The organism is Roseobacter sp. SK209-2-6 (assembly GCF_000169455.1).
GTDB lineage: Bacteria > Pseudomonadota > Alphaproteobacteria > Rhodobacterales > Rhodobacteraceae > Pseudophaeobacter.
In genome coordinates this window covers 100,177-116,434 of record NZ_AAYC01000007.1, presented here as the reverse complement: position 1 = coordinate 116,434, position 16,258 = coordinate 100,177, and the positions used below count along the sequence as shown (strand labels likewise).

The 16,258-nt window shown below is 55.4% G+C and carries 12 protein-coding genes; 9 read left to right on the top strand and 3 right to left on the bottom strand.

What is annotated here, in order from left to right; genetic code table 11:
• Positions 1 to 42 precede the first annotated feature (42 nt).
• On the bottom strand, positions 43 to 351 hold the full coding sequence (locus tag RSK20926_RS12220) for a hypothetical protein (RefSeq protein ID WP_008207107.1): 309 nt from the start codon (positions 349 to 351) through the stop codon (positions 43 to 45).
• Between the two features lie 202 nt (positions 352 to 553).
• On the opposite strand from RSK20926_RS12220, the gene RSK20926_RS12215 reads away from it, so the two are divergent.
• Positions 554 to 1,756, top strand: a complete 1,203-nt coding sequence (locus RSK20926_RS12215; RefSeq protein WP_037254950.1) for a multidrug effflux MFS transporter — start codon at positions 554 to 556, stop codon at positions 1,754 to 1,756.
• 210 nt (positions 1,757 to 1,966) lie between these two features.
• A complete protein-coding gene (ndk, locus tag RSK20926_RS12210; protein WP_008207105.1) occupies positions 1,967 to 2,389 on the top strand; it encodes a nucleoside-diphosphate kinase in 423 nt (140 codons plus the stop codon).
• Positions 2,390 to 2,497: 108 nt separating this feature from the next.
• Here ndk and RSK20926_RS12205 read toward each other — a convergent pair whose 3' ends face one another.
• Positions 2,498 to 2,836: a TfoX/Sxy family protein gene (locus RSK20926_RS12205; RefSeq protein WP_037255030.1), complete on the bottom strand. Its 339-nt coding sequence runs from the start codon at positions 2,834 to 2,836 to the stop codon at positions 2,498 to 2,500.
• A gap of 129 nt (positions 2,837 to 2,965) precedes the next feature.
• On the opposite strand from RSK20926_RS12205, the gene RSK20926_RS12200 reads away from it, so the two are divergent.
• Both RSK20926_RS12200 and RSK20926_RS12195 read left to right on the top strand, forming a co-directional pair.
• Complete coding sequence (locus RSK20926_RS12200) at positions 2,966 to 4,216, top strand: cytochrome P450 (RefSeq protein ID WP_008207101.1); 1,251 nt, start codon at positions 2,966 to 2,968, stop codon at positions 4,214 to 4,216.
• 284 nt (positions 4,217 to 4,500) lie between these two features.
• Positions 4,501 to 6,015 carry a glycosyltransferase gene (locus RSK20926_RS12195; protein ID WP_008207099.1) on the top strand — a complete coding sequence of 505 codons (1,515 nt, stop codon included), beginning with the start codon at positions 4,501 to 4,503 and terminating at the stop codon, positions 6,013 to 6,015.
• A gap of 33 nt (positions 6,016 to 6,048) precedes the next feature.
• On the opposite strand, the gene RSK20926_RS12190 is transcribed toward RSK20926_RS12195, so the two are convergent.
• Positions 6,049 to 6,660, bottom strand: a complete 612-nt coding sequence (locus tag RSK20926_RS12190) for a response regulator (protein WP_008207098.1) — start codon at positions 6,658 to 6,660, stop codon at positions 6,049 to 6,051.
• A 378-nt stretch (positions 6,661 to 7,038) separates the two neighbouring features.
• Between RSK20926_RS12190 and RSK20926_RS12185 the strand changes: the two genes are divergently transcribed.
• From RSK20926_RS12185 to RSK20926_RS12165, 5 genes are all read left to right on the top strand, one after another.
• On the top strand, positions 7,039 to 7,578 hold the full coding sequence (locus RSK20926_RS12185) for a molybdopterin-dependent oxidoreductase (protein WP_008207097.1): 540 nt from the start codon (positions 7,039 to 7,041) through the stop codon (positions 7,576 to 7,578).
• 131 nt (positions 7,579 to 7,709) lie between these two features.
• Positions 7,710 to 10,190 carry a hybrid sensor histidine kinase/response regulator gene (locus RSK20926_RS12180; protein ID WP_232281890.1) on the top strand — a complete coding sequence of 827 codons (2,481 nt, stop codon included), beginning with the start codon at positions 7,710 to 7,712 and terminating at the stop codon, positions 10,188 to 10,190.
• 682 nt (positions 10,191 to 10,872) lie between these two features.
• Complete coding sequence (locus tag RSK20926_RS12175; protein ID WP_008207094.1) at positions 10,873 to 11,991, top strand: porin; 1,119 nt, start codon at positions 10,873 to 10,875, stop codon at positions 11,989 to 11,991.
• Positions 11,992 to 12,266: 275 nt separating this feature from the next.
• Complete coding sequence (tig, locus tag RSK20926_RS12170) at positions 12,267 to 13,598, top strand: trigger factor (RefSeq protein WP_008207092.1); 1,332 nt, start codon at positions 12,267 to 12,269, stop codon at positions 13,596 to 13,598.
• A gap of 219 nt (positions 13,599 to 13,817) precedes the next feature.
• Positions 13,818 to 16,223, top strand: coding sequence for a CHASE3 domain-containing protein (locus tag RSK20926_RS12165; RefSeq protein ID WP_232281889.1), 2,406 nt, complete (start codon positions 13,818 to 13,820; stop codon positions 16,221 to 16,223).
• Positions 16,224 to 16,258 lie beyond the last annotated feature (35 nt).

The following is a 16,258-nucleotide window of genomic DNA, read 5'->3' as shown; positions in this document are numbered from 1 at the left end:
CCCCGGGCCTTGTCAATCATCTTACGCTCAGAAAAGCGGCTTTCAATTCAATAGCGGCTCTAGCCCTTCCGCAGAATAAGAGGCAAAGCCAATCATTGGGCTCTCACCCTCGAGCGAAAAGGCAAAGACATGAATTTCCTCGTGATGAATGGAGGCACGGCAGAAACTCTCGGTCTGGGGCAGTGCTGCGGGGCAGGTCTCCAGGTCGATATGGGGAACTGCTGCTTCAAACTGTTCATAGGTAAGGGGCAGTGGCGTACCCTGTACCGTTTCGCTGGCCAGCAGGGGCGAAGCAGAGGACAGGGTTGCGAGCCCGAGGGCACAGGCAAAAAGGGTGTTCGGGAATGACATCTATTGGTCCATATCTTTGGTTTCACAGGTGATGTCACTTATCTGATAAAAATAGTCAGATACCGCAAGCCCCCCAGAATTGACCCGCGTCAAGTGAGCTGGCTTTGGGGTGAGACGCAGCGGAGGTCCTTTGCGCCACTGGCATTGCATCAAGGGGGGTGCTAGCAATTCCCGGCTACCCTCTTGTTTCAGGTTTTTTCCGATGCAGTCTGCGCAAACGCCCCCACATATGCTGTCGCTGATCTTTGTGACGGCGCTTGCGGTTCTGTCGCTGAATATGTTCCTGCCCTCATTGGCGCGCATCGCAGCAGACTTTGAGGTGAGCTATGCCCAGGTGAACTTGGCCCTGGGTGGTTATCTGGCATTATCAGCCTTGCTGCAGCTGATCATGGGGCCCCTGTCGGACCGGTTTGGCCGCCGCCCTGTAATGTTGGCTTCTTTGGCGCTTTTCGGCGTTGCCTCCGTAGGATGCGTTTTGGCGCAGGACTTTTGGGTGTTTTTGGGGTTCCGCCTCTTGCAGGGCATGGTGGTTGCGGGGCAGGTAGTTTCGCGCGCTGCGATCCGGGATATGTATTCCACCAAAGAGGCGGCGAGCAAACTGGGCTATGTCACCATGGCTATGGCCTTGGCACCGATGCTGGGGCCGATGCTGGGCGGGGCGCTGGATATGGCCTTTGGCTGGCGTTCGGGTTTTGTGCTTTATGCACTTTTGGGTTTTGGTCTGCTGGGCCTTTGCTGGGCTGATTGGGGGGAGACCAATTTCCAACGGGCATCGACCTTTGGCAAACAGATGCAAAGCTACCCAGAGCTTTTCACCTCGCGCAGGTTCTGGGGTTATAGCCTCTGCATGGCCTTTTCGATTGGCGGCTTTTACGCCTTTATCACCGGCGCGCCCCTAGTGGCTGAGGCCTGGTTCGATCTTAGCCCGGCCATGCTGGGGCTGGGCATAGGCATCATCACCGGTGGCTTTATGGTGGGCAATTTTGTGACTGGCCGCCTGGCTCATCGGGTGCCGCTGAACAATCTGATCCTGGCGGGGCGGATATCCGCGATCCTGGGGCCAGTTGTTGGGCTTACTTTTTTTGTGGCAGACCGAGGGCATGAGCTGATCTTCTTTGGTGCAGCCATTTGTGTTGGTTTTGGCAATGGTTTGACCGTTGCCAATGCAAGTGCCGGCCTGATGTCGGTGCGCCCGCATCTGGCGGGAAGTGCGGCTGGATTGTCGGGCGCACTAACCGTGGCGCTTGGCGCGGTGATGACCACCCTGACCGGTGTCCTGGTGACGCCTGAATCTGCCCCTTTGATTGTCCTCGCCATCATCCTGGGCTCTAGCCTTTGTGCCTTTGCCGCTATCCTCTATGTGCGTTGGTTAGATCGGGTCGAACCCCTGGAGGAGCCAATCTAAAAGACCCGTGCTAAGAGACCACAGGCCTACCTTCGCCACATCTCCACAATGGGGTCCGGGCAGAGTGTCGGATGACGGGGCGAAATGGTGCTGAGAATAGTGCGCCTAGGCAAGTCAGCCCTTCCCAAGCGCGTGCAAGCATGCTACCCGGCGCGCGATACATTCCGGCGCGGGGCTGTCCCGGCCAATCAATTCAATGGAGAACGCCCGATGGCTCTGCAACGCACTTTCTCGATCATCAAGCCCGACGCAACCCGCCGCAACCTGACCGGTGCAATCAACGCCAAGTTTGAAGAAGCCGGCCTGCGCGTTGTTGCGCAAAAGCGCATCCACCTGACCAAAGCTCAGGCGGGCAAGTTCTACGAAGTACACGCTGAGCGTCCCTTCTACGACGAACTGTGTGAGTTCATGTCCTCCGAGCCAATCGTTGCTCAGGTTCTGGAAGGCGAAGACGCCATCGCGAAAAACCGCGAAATCATGGGCGCGACCAACCCAGCAGACGCAGCTGCCGGCACCATCCGCGCCGAGTTCGCTGAATCCGTTGGTGAAAACTCCGTCCACGGTTCCGACGCGCCTGAAACTGCTGCTGTAGAAATCGCTTACTTCTTCTCCGGCCTGGAGCTGGTTGGCTAAGCCACCCTTCAGCGGAAATGAAAAATGGGGCCGTGCCAATCAGGCGCGGCCCTTTTTGTTGGAGCTGGAAACATCTCTTGCGGGGCTGCGCTGCGATAGCTCCCGACCCTAGCCGCGCACGGATCTTTCGATAACGCCGATCTGGTCCAGAATACTCTCTAGCTGCGACAGACCTTTGTCAAAACTCTGGGATTTGATGGCATCAAACCTCTTGCGCAGGGCTTCTTTCTCTTTGCCCTTGCAGTCGTTCCAGGGCCGCCCCTGAAGGGCCATCACCAGAACATAGTAGCCAATGAAGTGTGGTTTGCTGCCGCTTTGCAGCAGGCGGGCATAAGCTGCATCCGCGCCAAGTGTCTGCAACTCCTCAGCGCTGTGAATACCTGCACGAGCGCAGGCCTCCTCGTAGGCAGGACCCAGGTTACGGATTGTAGAGATAGCAGTGGACATAGGGGGAACATAGGCGGCAAAACCAGGGTTGTCATCCAGGATTTGCGATTTCCGTAGGGTTTCTTTTGTCGACAATTGACTGGATTTCAGAACTGTCAGAGCGTGAGATAGGGTTGTTGAGGAGAGGGCATGATGGGTGCAAACCCCGGATTTTCGACTTTTGATATTGCCGAACTCGATCTGGCCCATCTGCCGCCTGGGTTTGCAGAGGATCCCTTTCCCTTTTATCAGCGGCTCCTGCGTGAGGCTCCGGTGTTGCGGCAGCCGGATGGATCCTATTTGATCAGCCGTCATGCGGATCTGGATCGGATCTACCGGGATACACAGCTGTTTTCCTCTGACAAAAAGCAAGTTTTTGCGCCGAAATTTGGCGCTGGATCTCCACTCTTTACCCATCATACCACCTCGCTGGTATTTTCTGATCCGCCGCTGCACACCCGTGTGCGCCGGATCATGACCTCGGCGCTGACACCACGCGCCATTGCGCGGATGGAACCGGGTCTGGTACAGGCCGTTGACCATCTGCTGAACCGCATGGAGGATCGCGAAGAGGTCGATCTGATTGCTGATTTTGCCTCGATTATCCCGATCCAGATTATTGGAAACCTGTTGGACGTCCCGATGGAGGAACGGGGTCCGCTGCGGGACTGGTCCCTGGCTATTCTGGGCGCACTGGAGCCAAGCTTGGCTGCGGCGGAGCTGGAACGCGGGCACCGTGCTGTGAGAGAATTCTCGGCTTATCTAAAGGGGCTGATCGATCGCCGCAGAGCCAACCCTGGGGATCCGGAAACTGATGTTCTGACGCGTCTGATCGCAGAGGAGCAAGGAGGCCAGAGTGAGGAGGGGCTGACAGAACTGGAGTTGATCCAGAACTGCATCTTCATTCTCAACGCGGGTCATGAGACCACGACAAATTTGATCGGGAACGGGCTGGCGCTGCTCCATGACCACCCGGACCAGAAGCAGGCTTTGCTTGACGGGCCGGAGAGGATCAAATCCGCTGTCGAAGAGGTTTTGCGCTTTCACTCCCCCAATCAATTGGGGAACAGACAGGTCACAGCGGATGTGGAAATCGGTGGGAGGACAATTGCGGCTGGTACGAACCTGCATCTGATGATTGGCGCCGCCAACCGCGATCCAGAGGTGTTTTCGGAACCGGATCGGTTCGACATCACGCGCATCCCTAATCGCCACCTTGCTTTTGCCGGTGGGCCGCATGTCTGTGTTGGGCTCAGTCTGGCCCGTCTCGAAGGGCAGATTGCCCTGCAGCACTTCCTGCAACGCTTTCCAAGTTTTCAGATTTTGGACGGTCGCAAGGGGGGCGGTCGGGTCCGTTTTCGCGGCTATGCACATTTACCTGCATTGATTAGACAAGGGTGATTCATACCTTTTGGCGCAGCTACTCGGCGCCCCGTGCAGCTCTTGATTGTATGATCTGGCTGCCTTTCTCTGATTTCGCTCCTATAGGTTGTTGCTTCTACAAGGTGCCTTGGTTTTAAGCGGCTTATTGTGGCTGAGCTGGTGGATTTGTAATAATAATGATCTGGCGTAAAGACGCCTTTGTAGCCCGCTCTCTTTCGCCGAACCGCTGTTTCTATGCCAGGGATGGCGCCGCGTTGTAGAAGGGCTCTGAGGTCTGCCATTGGTTAGGGTGGGGTTAGTTTATGAGTTTTCCGCTTTTTGAATCGGCGGATGGCCTGGAGCTGGAAAAAGAGATTAAGGCGATCCAGGCCCGTGAAGCTGCCCCTTCTGTCCGCAGTCGGTGGCCGCAGAAGATGTGGCAAATGCTCTTCGCCTTCCTGCTGATGGGCCTGCTAGTCTTGGGGATTTTGCCTTTGTTGCGGGGACCCGCTGATGGGGTCGGCTTGGTGCTGTTGGGCTACCTCCTCTGGCGGCATGGCTGGAGCATCTGGAGCGCCTATCGGGCAGGGCGGTTTTGCAATGTGGTCTGGCCGGATGTACGTCGCCGTGCGGATCTTATGTGGCAGCAAGGATGGCGCCCGCAGCGGCTCCATGTTCAGATCACGGCTTGTTTCGAAGCGCCTGAGATTACCCGCCGTGCCATCTTTGCCCTGGTCCAGCAAATCCGCGAAGAAGGAATACCCACCACGGTCTACTATGGCACCGCCAGCGCCTATGATGAGGCCATTCTGACGGGCTTTTTTGAGGACGCGCGTGCTGACGGTGATGCGCTGGATCTGCAGTTGGTTTTCATCCGCCTCAAACAGAGTGGGCATTACATCACCATGGGGAAAGTGCTGCGGGAAATAAGGCGCTGGGGGGCAGAGCCCGATGATCTGATCCTGTTTCTGGATGATGATACGATCCTCGGTCCCGATGCCTTGCGCAAAACCCTGCCGCTCTTTGTGCTCGATCCGGAATTGCAACTTGTCGGTACTGGGCAGGAAGCCATTTGTTTTGGCCCCAAATGGGTGCGGGATTGGTTGCGGTTGCGCTTTGCGCGGCGGCACCAGGAACTGTGCTCACAATCTCTGTCCGGCCGGTTTCTGCCTCTGTCCGGGCGGCTGCGCATTTTGCGGGCGCGGCGCGTCTTGGATGAGGAGTTTATTCGCCAGCAAGAGCAAAGCCTGCGGTTTCCCAAGGTCGCGAGCAAACACTTGCGGCTTTCGGTTTCAGATTCAATTACTTGGATCCATTTGCTGCGCAGTAAAGGCAGGATGATGTTTGTGCCGGATGTGACCGTCTATTCGATAAGCCTGCTGCGCCAACTGAACCTATTGGAGCTGGCCCTGCATCTTCGGCGCTGGTCCGGACAAACCATGCAAAGAGCGATACAGGTTCTCTCCCTGGGGCCAGCGGTGATTTCTGGGTATATCTGGTGGCGCGTGCTGGATATGCGGCTGGCCTTTTTGATGACGCTCCTGATTCCGGCGTTGCTTTTGGTCGGGGAAGGACTGTCAGGGGGCTTTGCGATGACCTGGATTGCGGTTGGTGTGACGGCGCGGTTTTTGACGGGTCTCTATACGCTGGGGCGGGACATATCAGGCCGGTCGCTGCTGCTTCATGGGCTCTGGCTGACGCCGCTTATCCATATCTGTGTTTCTCTGCTGGATTGGGGGCACAGGGCAGCTGAGTGGCTGCAGGATTCCGATGCTGTTGACAGCACGGATGTCAAAATCCTGCCTGCACAATCACGTGCAAGAGACAGAAAAGACTAGGATAATTTGTCAGGCTGGTAGGGTTTGGTCTGATTAGAACAACCCGGCTTCTTTGGCGGTCAATGCGGCTTGGGTCCGGTTCTTAGCATCCAATTTGCGGCACAAAGTACGGACGTGAAGCTTGATCGTCACTTCCTGAAGATCCAGCTCGCGGGCGATTTCCTTGTTTGAAAGCCCTTTGCAGAGGCTTTCCAATACTTCCAGCTCCCGCGGGCTCAGCTTTTCGGCAAGTGGGTGATCAGTAGCTTCCTCTTCGCGCATGAGTTCAACAGGCATATAGACCTCACCTGAACTCATAAAACGGACAGCGTTGAGAAGAGACTGAGCGCCCATCGTTTTGGGGATAAAACCGATTGCGCCTGCTTCCAGAGCTTCGCGTGCCGTTTTGGCCGGCGCACTGCCGGAGAGGATTGCCACACGCCCGCCTTTGTTGGCGGAAATGGCCTGAATCAACCCGGTCAACCCATTCATGCCAGGCATTTGAAAGTCGAGGAGAACTAGGTCAAAGGGACCATCTTGCCGAATGGACTGCAATGCCCCGGCAAGGTCAATTGCTAGGGCAACTTCTGCACCACCTTCGCTTTCCAGATAGGCGGAGATCGTTTCACGGACCATGTCATGGTCATCTGCCAATAGAATATGCATGTAACCCCAAGCTATTTTCTAACTCAACTCAACATTATTCTAGAATAGGCCAGGAAGTGTTTAAATTCCATCAAGATTTCGCTCTAATTGAGTTAATACTCCTCCACCGAAAAAGAAGAGTTAAAAGCAATCGAAATGATCTTAAGCATCTGAAAAATAATGGTTAGTATCTGGAATTTTGCTGCATGGCACTAGTAACTAGAAATTAGCGAAACTGACCTAAATTGAATGTGGGCATAGCGTTCCTATACCAAAGGTTAGGGCGCTATCCCGAGGCGCAGGTGAGTGATGGCCCAACCTGTGGCAGGATGAGCCGGAGTTAGCGCAATGATGGAAGCGGTTACAGTCGGCCTAACCTGTAAGTTGAGGAGCACATAAATGAAGACCTGGATCAAATCGATATCTGCAGCTGTCTTGGGGAGCTTTGTTTTGCTTGCCTCCCCTGTTTCCAGCGACTCGGGTAGTGCCAGTGCGGCCTCAGCGGCGGTGAATGAAGAGGTGCTTCTTACAGTTCAACTTGCGGGCGCAGAAGATCAAAGCCGTCGTTTCACCTTGGCCGACCTCAGGGCGCTGGATGCGGAGACCTTTGAGACAGAGACAATCTGGACCGAAGGCAACCAGGTTTTTACGGGTGTACCACTTGCAACTCTTGTGGCCTTGTTTGGTGTTGAAGAGGGCACCTTGGAAGCGCGGGCAGTAAACGACTACATGGTCGAAATCCCCATCTCGGATGCTGTGACAGGGGGGCCAATCATCGCCTATACCCGCAACGGTGGCGCGATGTCTCTGCGAAATAAGGGGCCACTTTGGCTGGTTTATCCCTATGATTCAAATCCCGCGAGCTACAAGAACGAAACAGTTTACTCCCGCAGCATTTGGCAGCTCGACCGACTTAGAATAGTCGGCGCTGCCAACTAACGGGGCCATTTTTGGGGGCCGACAAGCAAAAGTGGAAAATGAGGCTGAGCCGCTCTTGGTTCAGCCTTTCTGGCTTTTTGTTACTGCTGGCTTTGATCCTGTTGCCCATTCTCACTGTCCAGTCTTTGAGGATGGGGCATGAGTTGAAGGAGCGGTTGGAGGCTCTTTCGACGGCGGCGACCGACAATATTCAGTGGACCCTGTCCCAGGCTGAAGTTGATCATCTGAAGCTTGAAGCCTCTGTGATGAATGTCGAATCCGCCAGGGACCTTCCGCATCTCAGGCGCCAGTTCGATATCTACTACAGCCGGATTGCTACTTTTCTGGAAAGTCCGCTGTTTGCCGTTGCGCGCGAGCGGAACGGCAGCCGTGACCTGCTCGCCAGCCTGGAAAACCGGCGCGACGTCATGGTGGACCTGATTGATGTCGGCGACAGCGCTCTCTTGGCCAACCTGGATAGGTTGAAAGAGGTTCTGGATGAGAATCTCAAAGACGCCAGGGAACTGGCCCTGATCGGTGTGGTTCTTCAGGTCGAAGCCACCGAAGAGAAGCGCCTGCAGCTTTTTTCGATCATGTCACGTTTGGCCAAGGTCGTCCTCGCACTGTTTGGCGGGCTTCTGTTTACCGCACTTCTGCTTGGCTGGATGTACAAGCGGGGGCGAAGACTGGCAGAGGAACGCAGGGAAGCGGCTTCTCGTATGGGGGCGATGATTGCCTCTTCTTTGGATGCTATCCTGGTTGTTGACAAAAAGGGGCGCATCCAGGCCTACAATGGCGCCGCAGAGGCCATTTTTGGCTATGAGCGCGATGAGGCAATCGGGCAGCGGATGGAGGAGCTGATCATCCCGCCGCATCTGCGTGAAGCGCATTGGGCGGGCATGAACCGGTTCAAGCGCACCGGTCAGACCCGGGTGGCTGGACGTGGGCGCATTCCGCTGGAAGCGATGCGCAAATCCGGTGAGGTTTTTCCCGTCGAAATGGCCCTCTCGGTGAGTGAGAGCGGCTCTGGTACGGTTTTTGTCAGCTACATTCGTGATATTTCGGACCGGATCGCAGCAGAGAAAGAGCTGTTGAAGGCACGTGATGACGCCTTGGCGGGTGAGCGTGCCAAGGCTGATCTGTTGACCGTGATGAGCCATGAGATGCGAACGCCTTTGACTGGGGTGCTTGGGGCTATCGACCTGCTAGAGGGAACTGGACCAACAACAGAGCAGGGCCGCTACCTGAATGCGATGCGCGTCTCCGGCGAGTTGTTGTTGCACCATGTGAATGATGTTCTGCAGCTGTCCAGCCTTGAAGCGGGTATGGCGCCGCAGGAGCTTTCCGATTTTGACCTCAAGGGCCTATTGGAGGGGCTTGTTGATAGTCAAAGCGCCAATGCAGGCTCTCACGGGAATGAGTTGATCCTGCAATATGCACTGGATGAGGCGGCAACGCGCTACACTGGCTCTCCGCGTGCCTTGCAGCAGGTGCTGCTCAATCTCATTGGCAACGCAATTAAGTTCACCCGCGATGGCGCGATCATTCTGGATGTAATGCCTGGCAATGGTGCCGATATGGTGGAATTCCACGTCTCTGATACCGGGCAGGGCATTGCGCCCGACGATCTGGAGCGGATTTTTGATGATTTCATAACCCTTGATGCCAGCTATGGTCGCGGAAGCGAAGGAACAGGCCTCGGTTTGGCGATCACCCGGCGCATTCTGCATTCCCTGGGCGGGAGCATCACCTGTGAAAGTGAACTGGGGGAGGGGAGCCTTTTTATCATAACGCTGCCTTTGCAACCGGCGACGACGCTGGGTGAGGCCGCCCAAAATGGCGATGTCTCCGTCAGCAGCGCTTCGCGTGTGTTGGTGGTCGAAGACAATGACATCAATCGCGAACTGCTGAAACAAATGCTTGAGCAACAAGGGCATGAGGTAACGACGGCCCCGGGAGGAGCAGAGGCTGTGGCAGCCTGCGCGGAACACAGCTTTGATCTGGTCCTAATGGATATTAGCATGCCGGAAGTCGATGGGATCGAAGCCATCACCCGCATTCGTAAACGCAAACTGGCTGAGGGAACCGAGATTGTTGCGCTGACGGCTCATACGGCCGCAGAGGATCATGCGCGGATCATCCGGGCGGGCTTTGCAGAGGTTGCCACAAAGCCGATCAGCCGCCACGATCTGGCCAGCGTTATTGCGCGAAGGTCGACTGCAGGTGTCAAAGCGACACTGGAAAATGACCCGGAAACACCCAGGGTAGGTGTAGGGGGAGAGGCAGATCAGACTGCCAAAGCAGTGCTCCCGCCCGAGGGAGATCAAGACGGGTCTGATATTCTCCAGTTCTTTGAAGCCCTTGGAGCAGAGCGTGCCAAGGGGTACCTCGAAGGTTTTGAAGCCGAGTTGGACCTACTGTTGAATGATCTGGAAGGGACCGACCAATTGGAAACGGCTCATCGCAAAGAAGCCCATAGGCTGGCTGGATCCGCTGCTGTCTTGGGATTGACCGATCTGCGGCAGGCCCTGCTTGAGATCGAGATGGCCGAAGGGGACGCAGTCCCTGTGCTGGACGGGCTCAGAGCGTTTTGGGGCGCGGCGCGGGATCTTTTGCAGAAATATGTCGCATGAGCCCATGGTCGGGTTTCGGTTTTCTATCGCATGGGGCTGGTTGGAAAAGGCGGGGCGGATGGCCCAGCAACGGCGCGTGCCAAGTTCGGTTTTTGCCGCTTCACTCCCCAAGTCCGACCAAAAGAACGGTAAATGTGGGGAAGCTACAACGAAGCAGCGCCACTCAGTGCCATCGGTAACACCCCTCTGGTTGCGCTGAAGAATGGCCCAGAGAGGCAAAATGCGCCCTTGCGCCCCCCAAAAAAGAAAAGCAACCGGGAGGGCAGAACAAGGGGATTGGTTCTAACCTCCTTTTCCAAACTTAAGAGACGGTCCACATCTGTGGGGGAGGATCAGCGTAGCCTTGCGGTAGAGGATGCGGATTGGACAGAGTGCGAATCCCAGACTGTGGACGCGCAAAAAAGCTAGTATTCTTTTTTTGAATGCAAAAAATGCAGGGCTGCTTTGACCTGAGCGCATGAGATCTGTGAACTGGTTCACTTAAGGCTCTGCAAAATATGAGGAAAAACTTCCCTCTCGATGCAGCGGGGGCACATTTTCGGCCAATCATTGCGGGCTGTCTGCCTGGAACGCATTTCAAGACTGCGCAGCAAAAATTCTGAGTGATAGCCAAATGACAGGTTCAGGTTCCAGGGATGGAGGGACGCTGGACAGTAAAAGACCTATTAGGAGACTCAGATCCATGAGCACCAAAATCGCTCTGCGCAGCAGCGCGGCGCTGGCCGTTGCCCTGGTTGCTGCACCTGCATTCGCAGGCCCGACCTATACCAATGACAACGGTGGCAGCTTCCGTTGGTATGGCCAGTTCAACCCATCCTTCCAATCCTTCGACGATGGTGTCGAAGACTACAACCGTGTTGTCGACAACTCCTCGTCGAATTCGCGCGTTGGCTTCTGGTTGGAGCAAGCCTTTGGCCAAAACACCCTGCGGTTCAACTTTGAAACCGCTTTCAGCTTCCGCTCTTCCGATGGCACCAATCAGAACACCAAAGGCGATGTGATCAGCTGGAGCCGGACCAATATCCGCCACGTTGACTTCCAGTTCGAGACCGCAAACTTCGGCACATTCTCCGCGGGTCAAGGTTCGATGGCGTCTGACGGTGTGACTGGTATGGATCTTTCCGGCACAGGCCTGGGGGCGAATGCCTCGATCGCGGATATTGGCGGTGGTTTCTTCTTCCGCGACTCCGCTGGCGCCCTGACCGGTGTGACCGTGGGAGATGTCTCTGCGACATACGATGGTCCGCGTCTGGGCCGTATTCGCTATGACAGCAAGAACTACGCAGGTTTCACCTTCTCGGCCTCTTACGGTACCGATATTCTTGCCGCCAATAACGATCGCGAAACCTATGACATCGCTGTGCGTTACGCCAATGATGAAATGGGTGCCTTTGCGGTGGATGCTGCTCTTGGCGCAGCCTGGACAGAGCAGACCGGCACGCAGGATCGTCGTGACATCTCTGGCTCTTTTGCCGTTCTGCACAAGGACAGCGGAATCTCCTTGGCCGTGGCTGCAGGCGACCGCGATATCGCGGGCAACTATGCCTATGCCAAGCTTGGCTATACAGCCGATCTGATCGCCGCAGGTTCGACCTCTTTCTCGGTCGATTATTATGATGGCTCCGATCAGGTCACAACTGGCGACTCCTCGGAATCCTGGGGCATTGCGGCGGTTCAGAAAATTGACCGCCTCAACCTGGAAACCTATCTCGCCTATCGCGACTATTCCTACGCGGATACCTCAGCAACCACATATCAGGATGCAAATGTCATCTTGGCCGGTGCGCGCTGGAAGTTCTGAAAACACCTCCCTCGGTTTTCATGACGGGAAGCACGTCCTTCGAAAGAGGGGCGTGTTTTTCTTTGTTTGGGAGTTCTGGTCCTAAGCCGGAGGTGGGGGCAGAGCCAAGAGTGTGGCTGAAACGGATAAATCGGAAGGAAAACCCAGCGAAATGCAGCTTTGCCGGGGCGAAAATGGCAATGCCTCTTGCGCCGCGAAGCCAGCGGCAATAGAAGGCCTCAAATTGTCTGGGGGCGGAGCCTGCGCGCGCGCCCCGAATCTCTATGGGGAATAGGATGCAGGTCACCGAGACGCTGAACGAAGGTCTGAAACGCGGCTACGCCATTACCGTTACTGCGGCAGAGCTGGACGACAAGGTCAATGAAAAGCTGGTAGAAGCACAGCCGGAAGTCGAAATGAAAGGTTTCCGCAAGGGCAAGGTGCCGATGGCTCTGCTGAAAAAGCAGTTTGGCCAGCGTTTGATGGGCGAAGCCATGCAGGAAGCCATCGACGGTGCTATGAACAAGCACTTTGAGGACAGCGGCGACCGTCCTGCACTGCAGCCAAATGTTAAGATGACCAACGAAGACTGGAAAGAGGGCGACGACGTCAACGTCGAGATGTCCTATGAGGCTCTGCCTACAATTCCAGAGGTCGATCTGTCCGGTGTTGAACTGGAAAAGCTTATTGTGAAAGCCGAAGACGAGGCCGTCACTGAGGCGCTGAACAACCTGGCGGAAACCGCCAAGGATTTCGATGCGCGTGACGAAGGTGCCGCAGCAGAAGATGGCGACCAGGTCGTCATCGACTTCCTGGGCAAAGTTGACGGCGAAGCCTTTGAAGGCGGCGCAGGCGATGACTACCCGCTGGTCCTGGGGTCCAACTCCTTCATCCCCGGTTTCGAAGAGCAGCTGGTCGGTACCAAAGCCGGTGAAGAAAAAGACGTGAACGTCAGCTTCCCGGAAGAGTATCAGGCCGAGCATCTTGCCGGTAAAGCAGCTGTTTTCACCTGCACCGTGAAAGAGGTGAAAGCCCCGAAAGCGGCTGAGATCAACGATGAGCTGGCGACCAAGTTTGGTGCCGAAGACCTGGAAGGCCTGAAAGGGCAGATTTCCGAGCGTCTGGAAGCGGAATATGCCGGCGCATCTCGCGCGGTTATGAAGCGTGCATTGCTGGACAAGCTGGATGATCTGGTCTCCTTCGACCTGCCACCATCCCTGGTTGAAGAAGAAGCTAAACAGATTGCACACCAGCTGTGGCATGACGATAACCCAGACGTGCAGGGCCATGACCACCCTGAAATCGAAACCACTGATGAGCACAACAAACTGGCTGAGCGTCGCGTGCGCCTTGGCCTGCTGCTTGCCGAAATCGGCCAGAAAGCAGAAGTCGAAGTCACCGACGCAGAAATGACCCAGGCGATCATGGCGCAGGCGCGTCAGTATCCTGGTCAAGAGCGTCAGTTCTTTGAGTTCATCCAGCAGAACGCTCAGATGCAGCAGCAGCTGCGTGCCCCGATCTTCGAAGACAAAGTGATCGACAGCCTTTTCGACCAAGCCAAGGTTGAGGAAAAGGAAGTCTCTAAAGACGATCTGCAAAAAGCTGTTGAAGCCCTCGAAGAAGAGTGAGCTCAGCGCTATAGTATGAGAAAGGCCGCTCAAACGAGCGGCCTTTTTCGTTTCTAGGAAATTTCTAATTTGAACTACTTTTTTCGGCGAATTCGCTGGTTTGAGATGGAAATCCGTCAAATTCCCCCATTTTTAAAGATGTGCATCAAATACAAATAATCAGTTGGAAAGGTTTCTTCCCGAATGTCGCTCTGAGACTTTAAATGTCAGGGCGCAGATATGACGACGAAGACGAAATCCAGACGGCCGCGGTTCTCGCTGTCGAATTTGAAGACAAAGACCAAGGTCATTTTGGCTGCAGTATTCCCACTGGTGCTGGTGGCCGGTGTTGGGACGATGACGATTTATGACCTCCAGAAGATGGAGAAAACTTCAGGTTGGGTGAACCATACTCAAAAGGTTCTCCAAGCCTCAGAAGGCATCGTCGCTTCTGCGGTTGATATGGAAACGGGTTTGCGTGGATATCTACTGGCGGGACAAGAGGAATACCTAGAGCCTTATACCGCAGGAAGCGAACGCGCCTTCCAGGCGCTTGAGAACCTGCGCCAAACAGTGTCGGACAACCCAACACAGGTAGAAAGACTGCAGCAGGCCGAGACCGTCTTGCGGAGCTGGCAGACTGATGTTGCCGAGGGTGCTATTGAGCTGCGCCGTGAAATCGGTGACGCCTTGACGATGAATGACATGGCCGATGAGGTCAAAGAAGCCAAGAGTGAGACCTTCTTCAAGACCATTCACGGTGCGATCCTGAAGTTTGTCGAAGAGGAAGAGGTCCTGCTCGCGGACCGGCGCCAGGTATTCAACACATTGGTGCGGACGGGGATTGCGGGTCCCGACTATATCAACAGCTCGCTCGCTGCCGTTGAAAAAGCCTATGAGAGCATCATGGATTCCAGGGAACTGCTCACCGCAGCGATCAGCATGGATTCCAGCGTCCGCGGATATTTGCTTTCGGGCGATGAGTCCTACCTTAAGCGGCTTCAAGATGGCAACGATCGCTTTGATGTTTTGAACAAGTCACTGAATGAAGCGGTGAACGACCGATTGATCCAGGTCAATCGCCTGCAAAAGATCCAAAAACTATTCAAGCTGTGGCGTGATGTCGCTGTAACACCTCTTTTGGATATGCGTCGTGAGATCGGTGACGCCAGCACAATGGACGATATGGCTGATCTTGTGCGCGAAGGACGTGGAAAACAGTATTTTGATGAGTTCCGTGGTCTCATGACAGCCTTCAAGGCCGAAGAGCAGACCCTTATGCAAGAACGTCAGGCCGCCAATATCGCGATCTCTGAGCAAGCACGAAACATGATCCCCATTGCGATCGGGACCGCTATTCTTTTGGGTTCAATCGTGGCTTTCCTCGTTGGGACAAGCATCGCGCGGGCAGTCAACAAGATCACCGTTTCGATGAAAGGCCTTGCGGATGGCAATAATGCTGTCGACATTCAGGGTCAGGAACGGGGTGATGAAGTGGGTGAAATGGCGCGCGCGCTAGAGGTGTTCCGCGATGCTTTGGCTGAGATGCAAGAGCTGGAGAAGCAGAAAGCCGAGGGGCGCGATGCAGAGCTGAAACGTGTTGTCGAGGAACTCAGCAGCCACCTGTCGGAGCTGTCTCATGGCCGTCTGAATGTTCGGATCGAAGAGGCCTTCCCTGAAGACTATGAGATGCTGCGTCATGACTTCAACGAGACGGTTTCAACTCTGAATAGGATCGTGGGTGAAGTCATTGAGACCTCGAGCAGCATTCGCAACGGCGCGGTGGAAATCAGCCAAGCTTCGGACGATCTTTCTCACCGTACCGAAAGCCAGGCCGCAACATTGGAACAGACCGCAGCTGCTCTGGATGAGCTGACTGCATCGGTGAAATCCGCAGCCGAAGGCGCACGCCGGGTCGAAAACACCATGGAAGACGCACGTCGGGAAGCCGAAAGCAGCGATCAGGTGGTGCAGAATGCTGTTACGGCAATGACGGAGATTGAGCAAAGCTCCTCCAGCATTTCGCAGATCATCTCTGTTATCGATGACATTGCTTTCCAGACAAACCTCCTTGCGTTGAATGCCGGTGTTGAAGCGGCCCGTGCGGGTGAAGCTGGGCGAGGCTTTGCGGTTGTTGCCTCGGAAGTTCGTGCCCTGGCACAGCGTTCTTCCGACGCTGCGATGGAGATCAAGACCCTGATTGGCGACAGTACCAAGCAGGTTGAGCGTGGTGTTGATCTGGTGGGTAAGGCTGGCGAAGCTCTTCAGAGCATTGTCACCCAGGTGAGCCAGATTTCGCGTCAGGTTTCTGAAATCGCTGAGGGGGCGGTTGACCAGTCAACCGGACTTGGGGAAATCAACATCGGTGTCACCCAGTTGGATAAGGTCACTCAGCAAAACGCCGCCATGGTAGAGCAGGCAACAGCTGCGGGCCATATGCTGAAATCAGATGCTGGCAAGCTGTCAGAGTTGATGGGGCATTTTCAGGCGGAGGATGCCGTTCAATCCCCGGCTTCGCAAAGCCCGGCCCCATCTGCCCATGGCGATTTCGGCGATGAAGCGGGATGGGATACCGCAGAAGCGCCAGTGGAAGAGGAAGTGCTGGGTACCGGGACCGACGGAAATCGTGGGTGGCAGGACTTTTAACTAGGATCAAGTACTTCTGTGCAATTGACCTGCAA

Coding starts and splice junctions, on each gene's coding strand:
- RSK20926_RS12220 (WP_008207107.1), bottom strand. CDS start 351: ATGTCATTCCCGAACACCCTTTTTGCCTGTGCCCTCGGGCTCGCAACC.
- RSK20926_RS12215 (WP_037254950.1), top strand. CDS start 554: ATGCAGTCTGCGCAAACGCCCCCACATATGCTGTCGCTGATCTTTGTG.
- ndk (WP_008207105.1), top strand. CDS start 1,967: ATGGCTCTGCAACGCACTTTCTCGATCATCAAGCCCGACGCAACCCGC.
- RSK20926_RS12205 (WP_037255030.1), bottom strand. CDS start 2,836: ATGTCCACTGCTATCTCTACAATCCGTAACCTGGGTCCTGCCTACGAG.
- RSK20926_RS12200 (WP_008207101.1), top strand. CDS start 2,966: ATGATGGGTGCAAACCCCGGATTTTCGACTTTTGATATTGCCGAACTC.
- RSK20926_RS12195 (WP_008207099.1), top strand. CDS start 4,501: ATGAGTTTTCCGCTTTTTGAATCGGCGGATGGCCTGGAGCTGGAAAAA.
- RSK20926_RS12190 (WP_008207098.1), bottom strand. CDS start 6,660: ATGCATATTCTATTGGCAGATGACCATGACATGGTCCGTGAAACGATC.
- RSK20926_RS12185 (WP_008207097.1), top strand. CDS start 7,039: ATGAAGACCTGGATCAAATCGATATCTGCAGCTGTCTTGGGGAGCTTT.
- RSK20926_RS12180 (WP_232281890.1), top strand. CDS start 7,710: ATGGGGCATGAGTTGAAGGAGCGGTTGGAGGCTCTTTCGACGGCGGCG.
- RSK20926_RS12175 (WP_008207094.1), top strand. CDS start 10,873: ATGAGCACCAAAATCGCTCTGCGCAGCAGCGCGGCGCTGGCCGTTGCC.
- tig (WP_008207092.1), top strand. CDS start 12,267: ATGCAGGTCACCGAGACGCTGAACGAAGGTCTGAAACGCGGCTACGCC.
- RSK20926_RS12165 (WP_232281889.1), top strand. CDS start 13,818: ATGACGACGAAGACGAAATCCAGACGGCCGCGGTTCTCGCTGTCGAAT.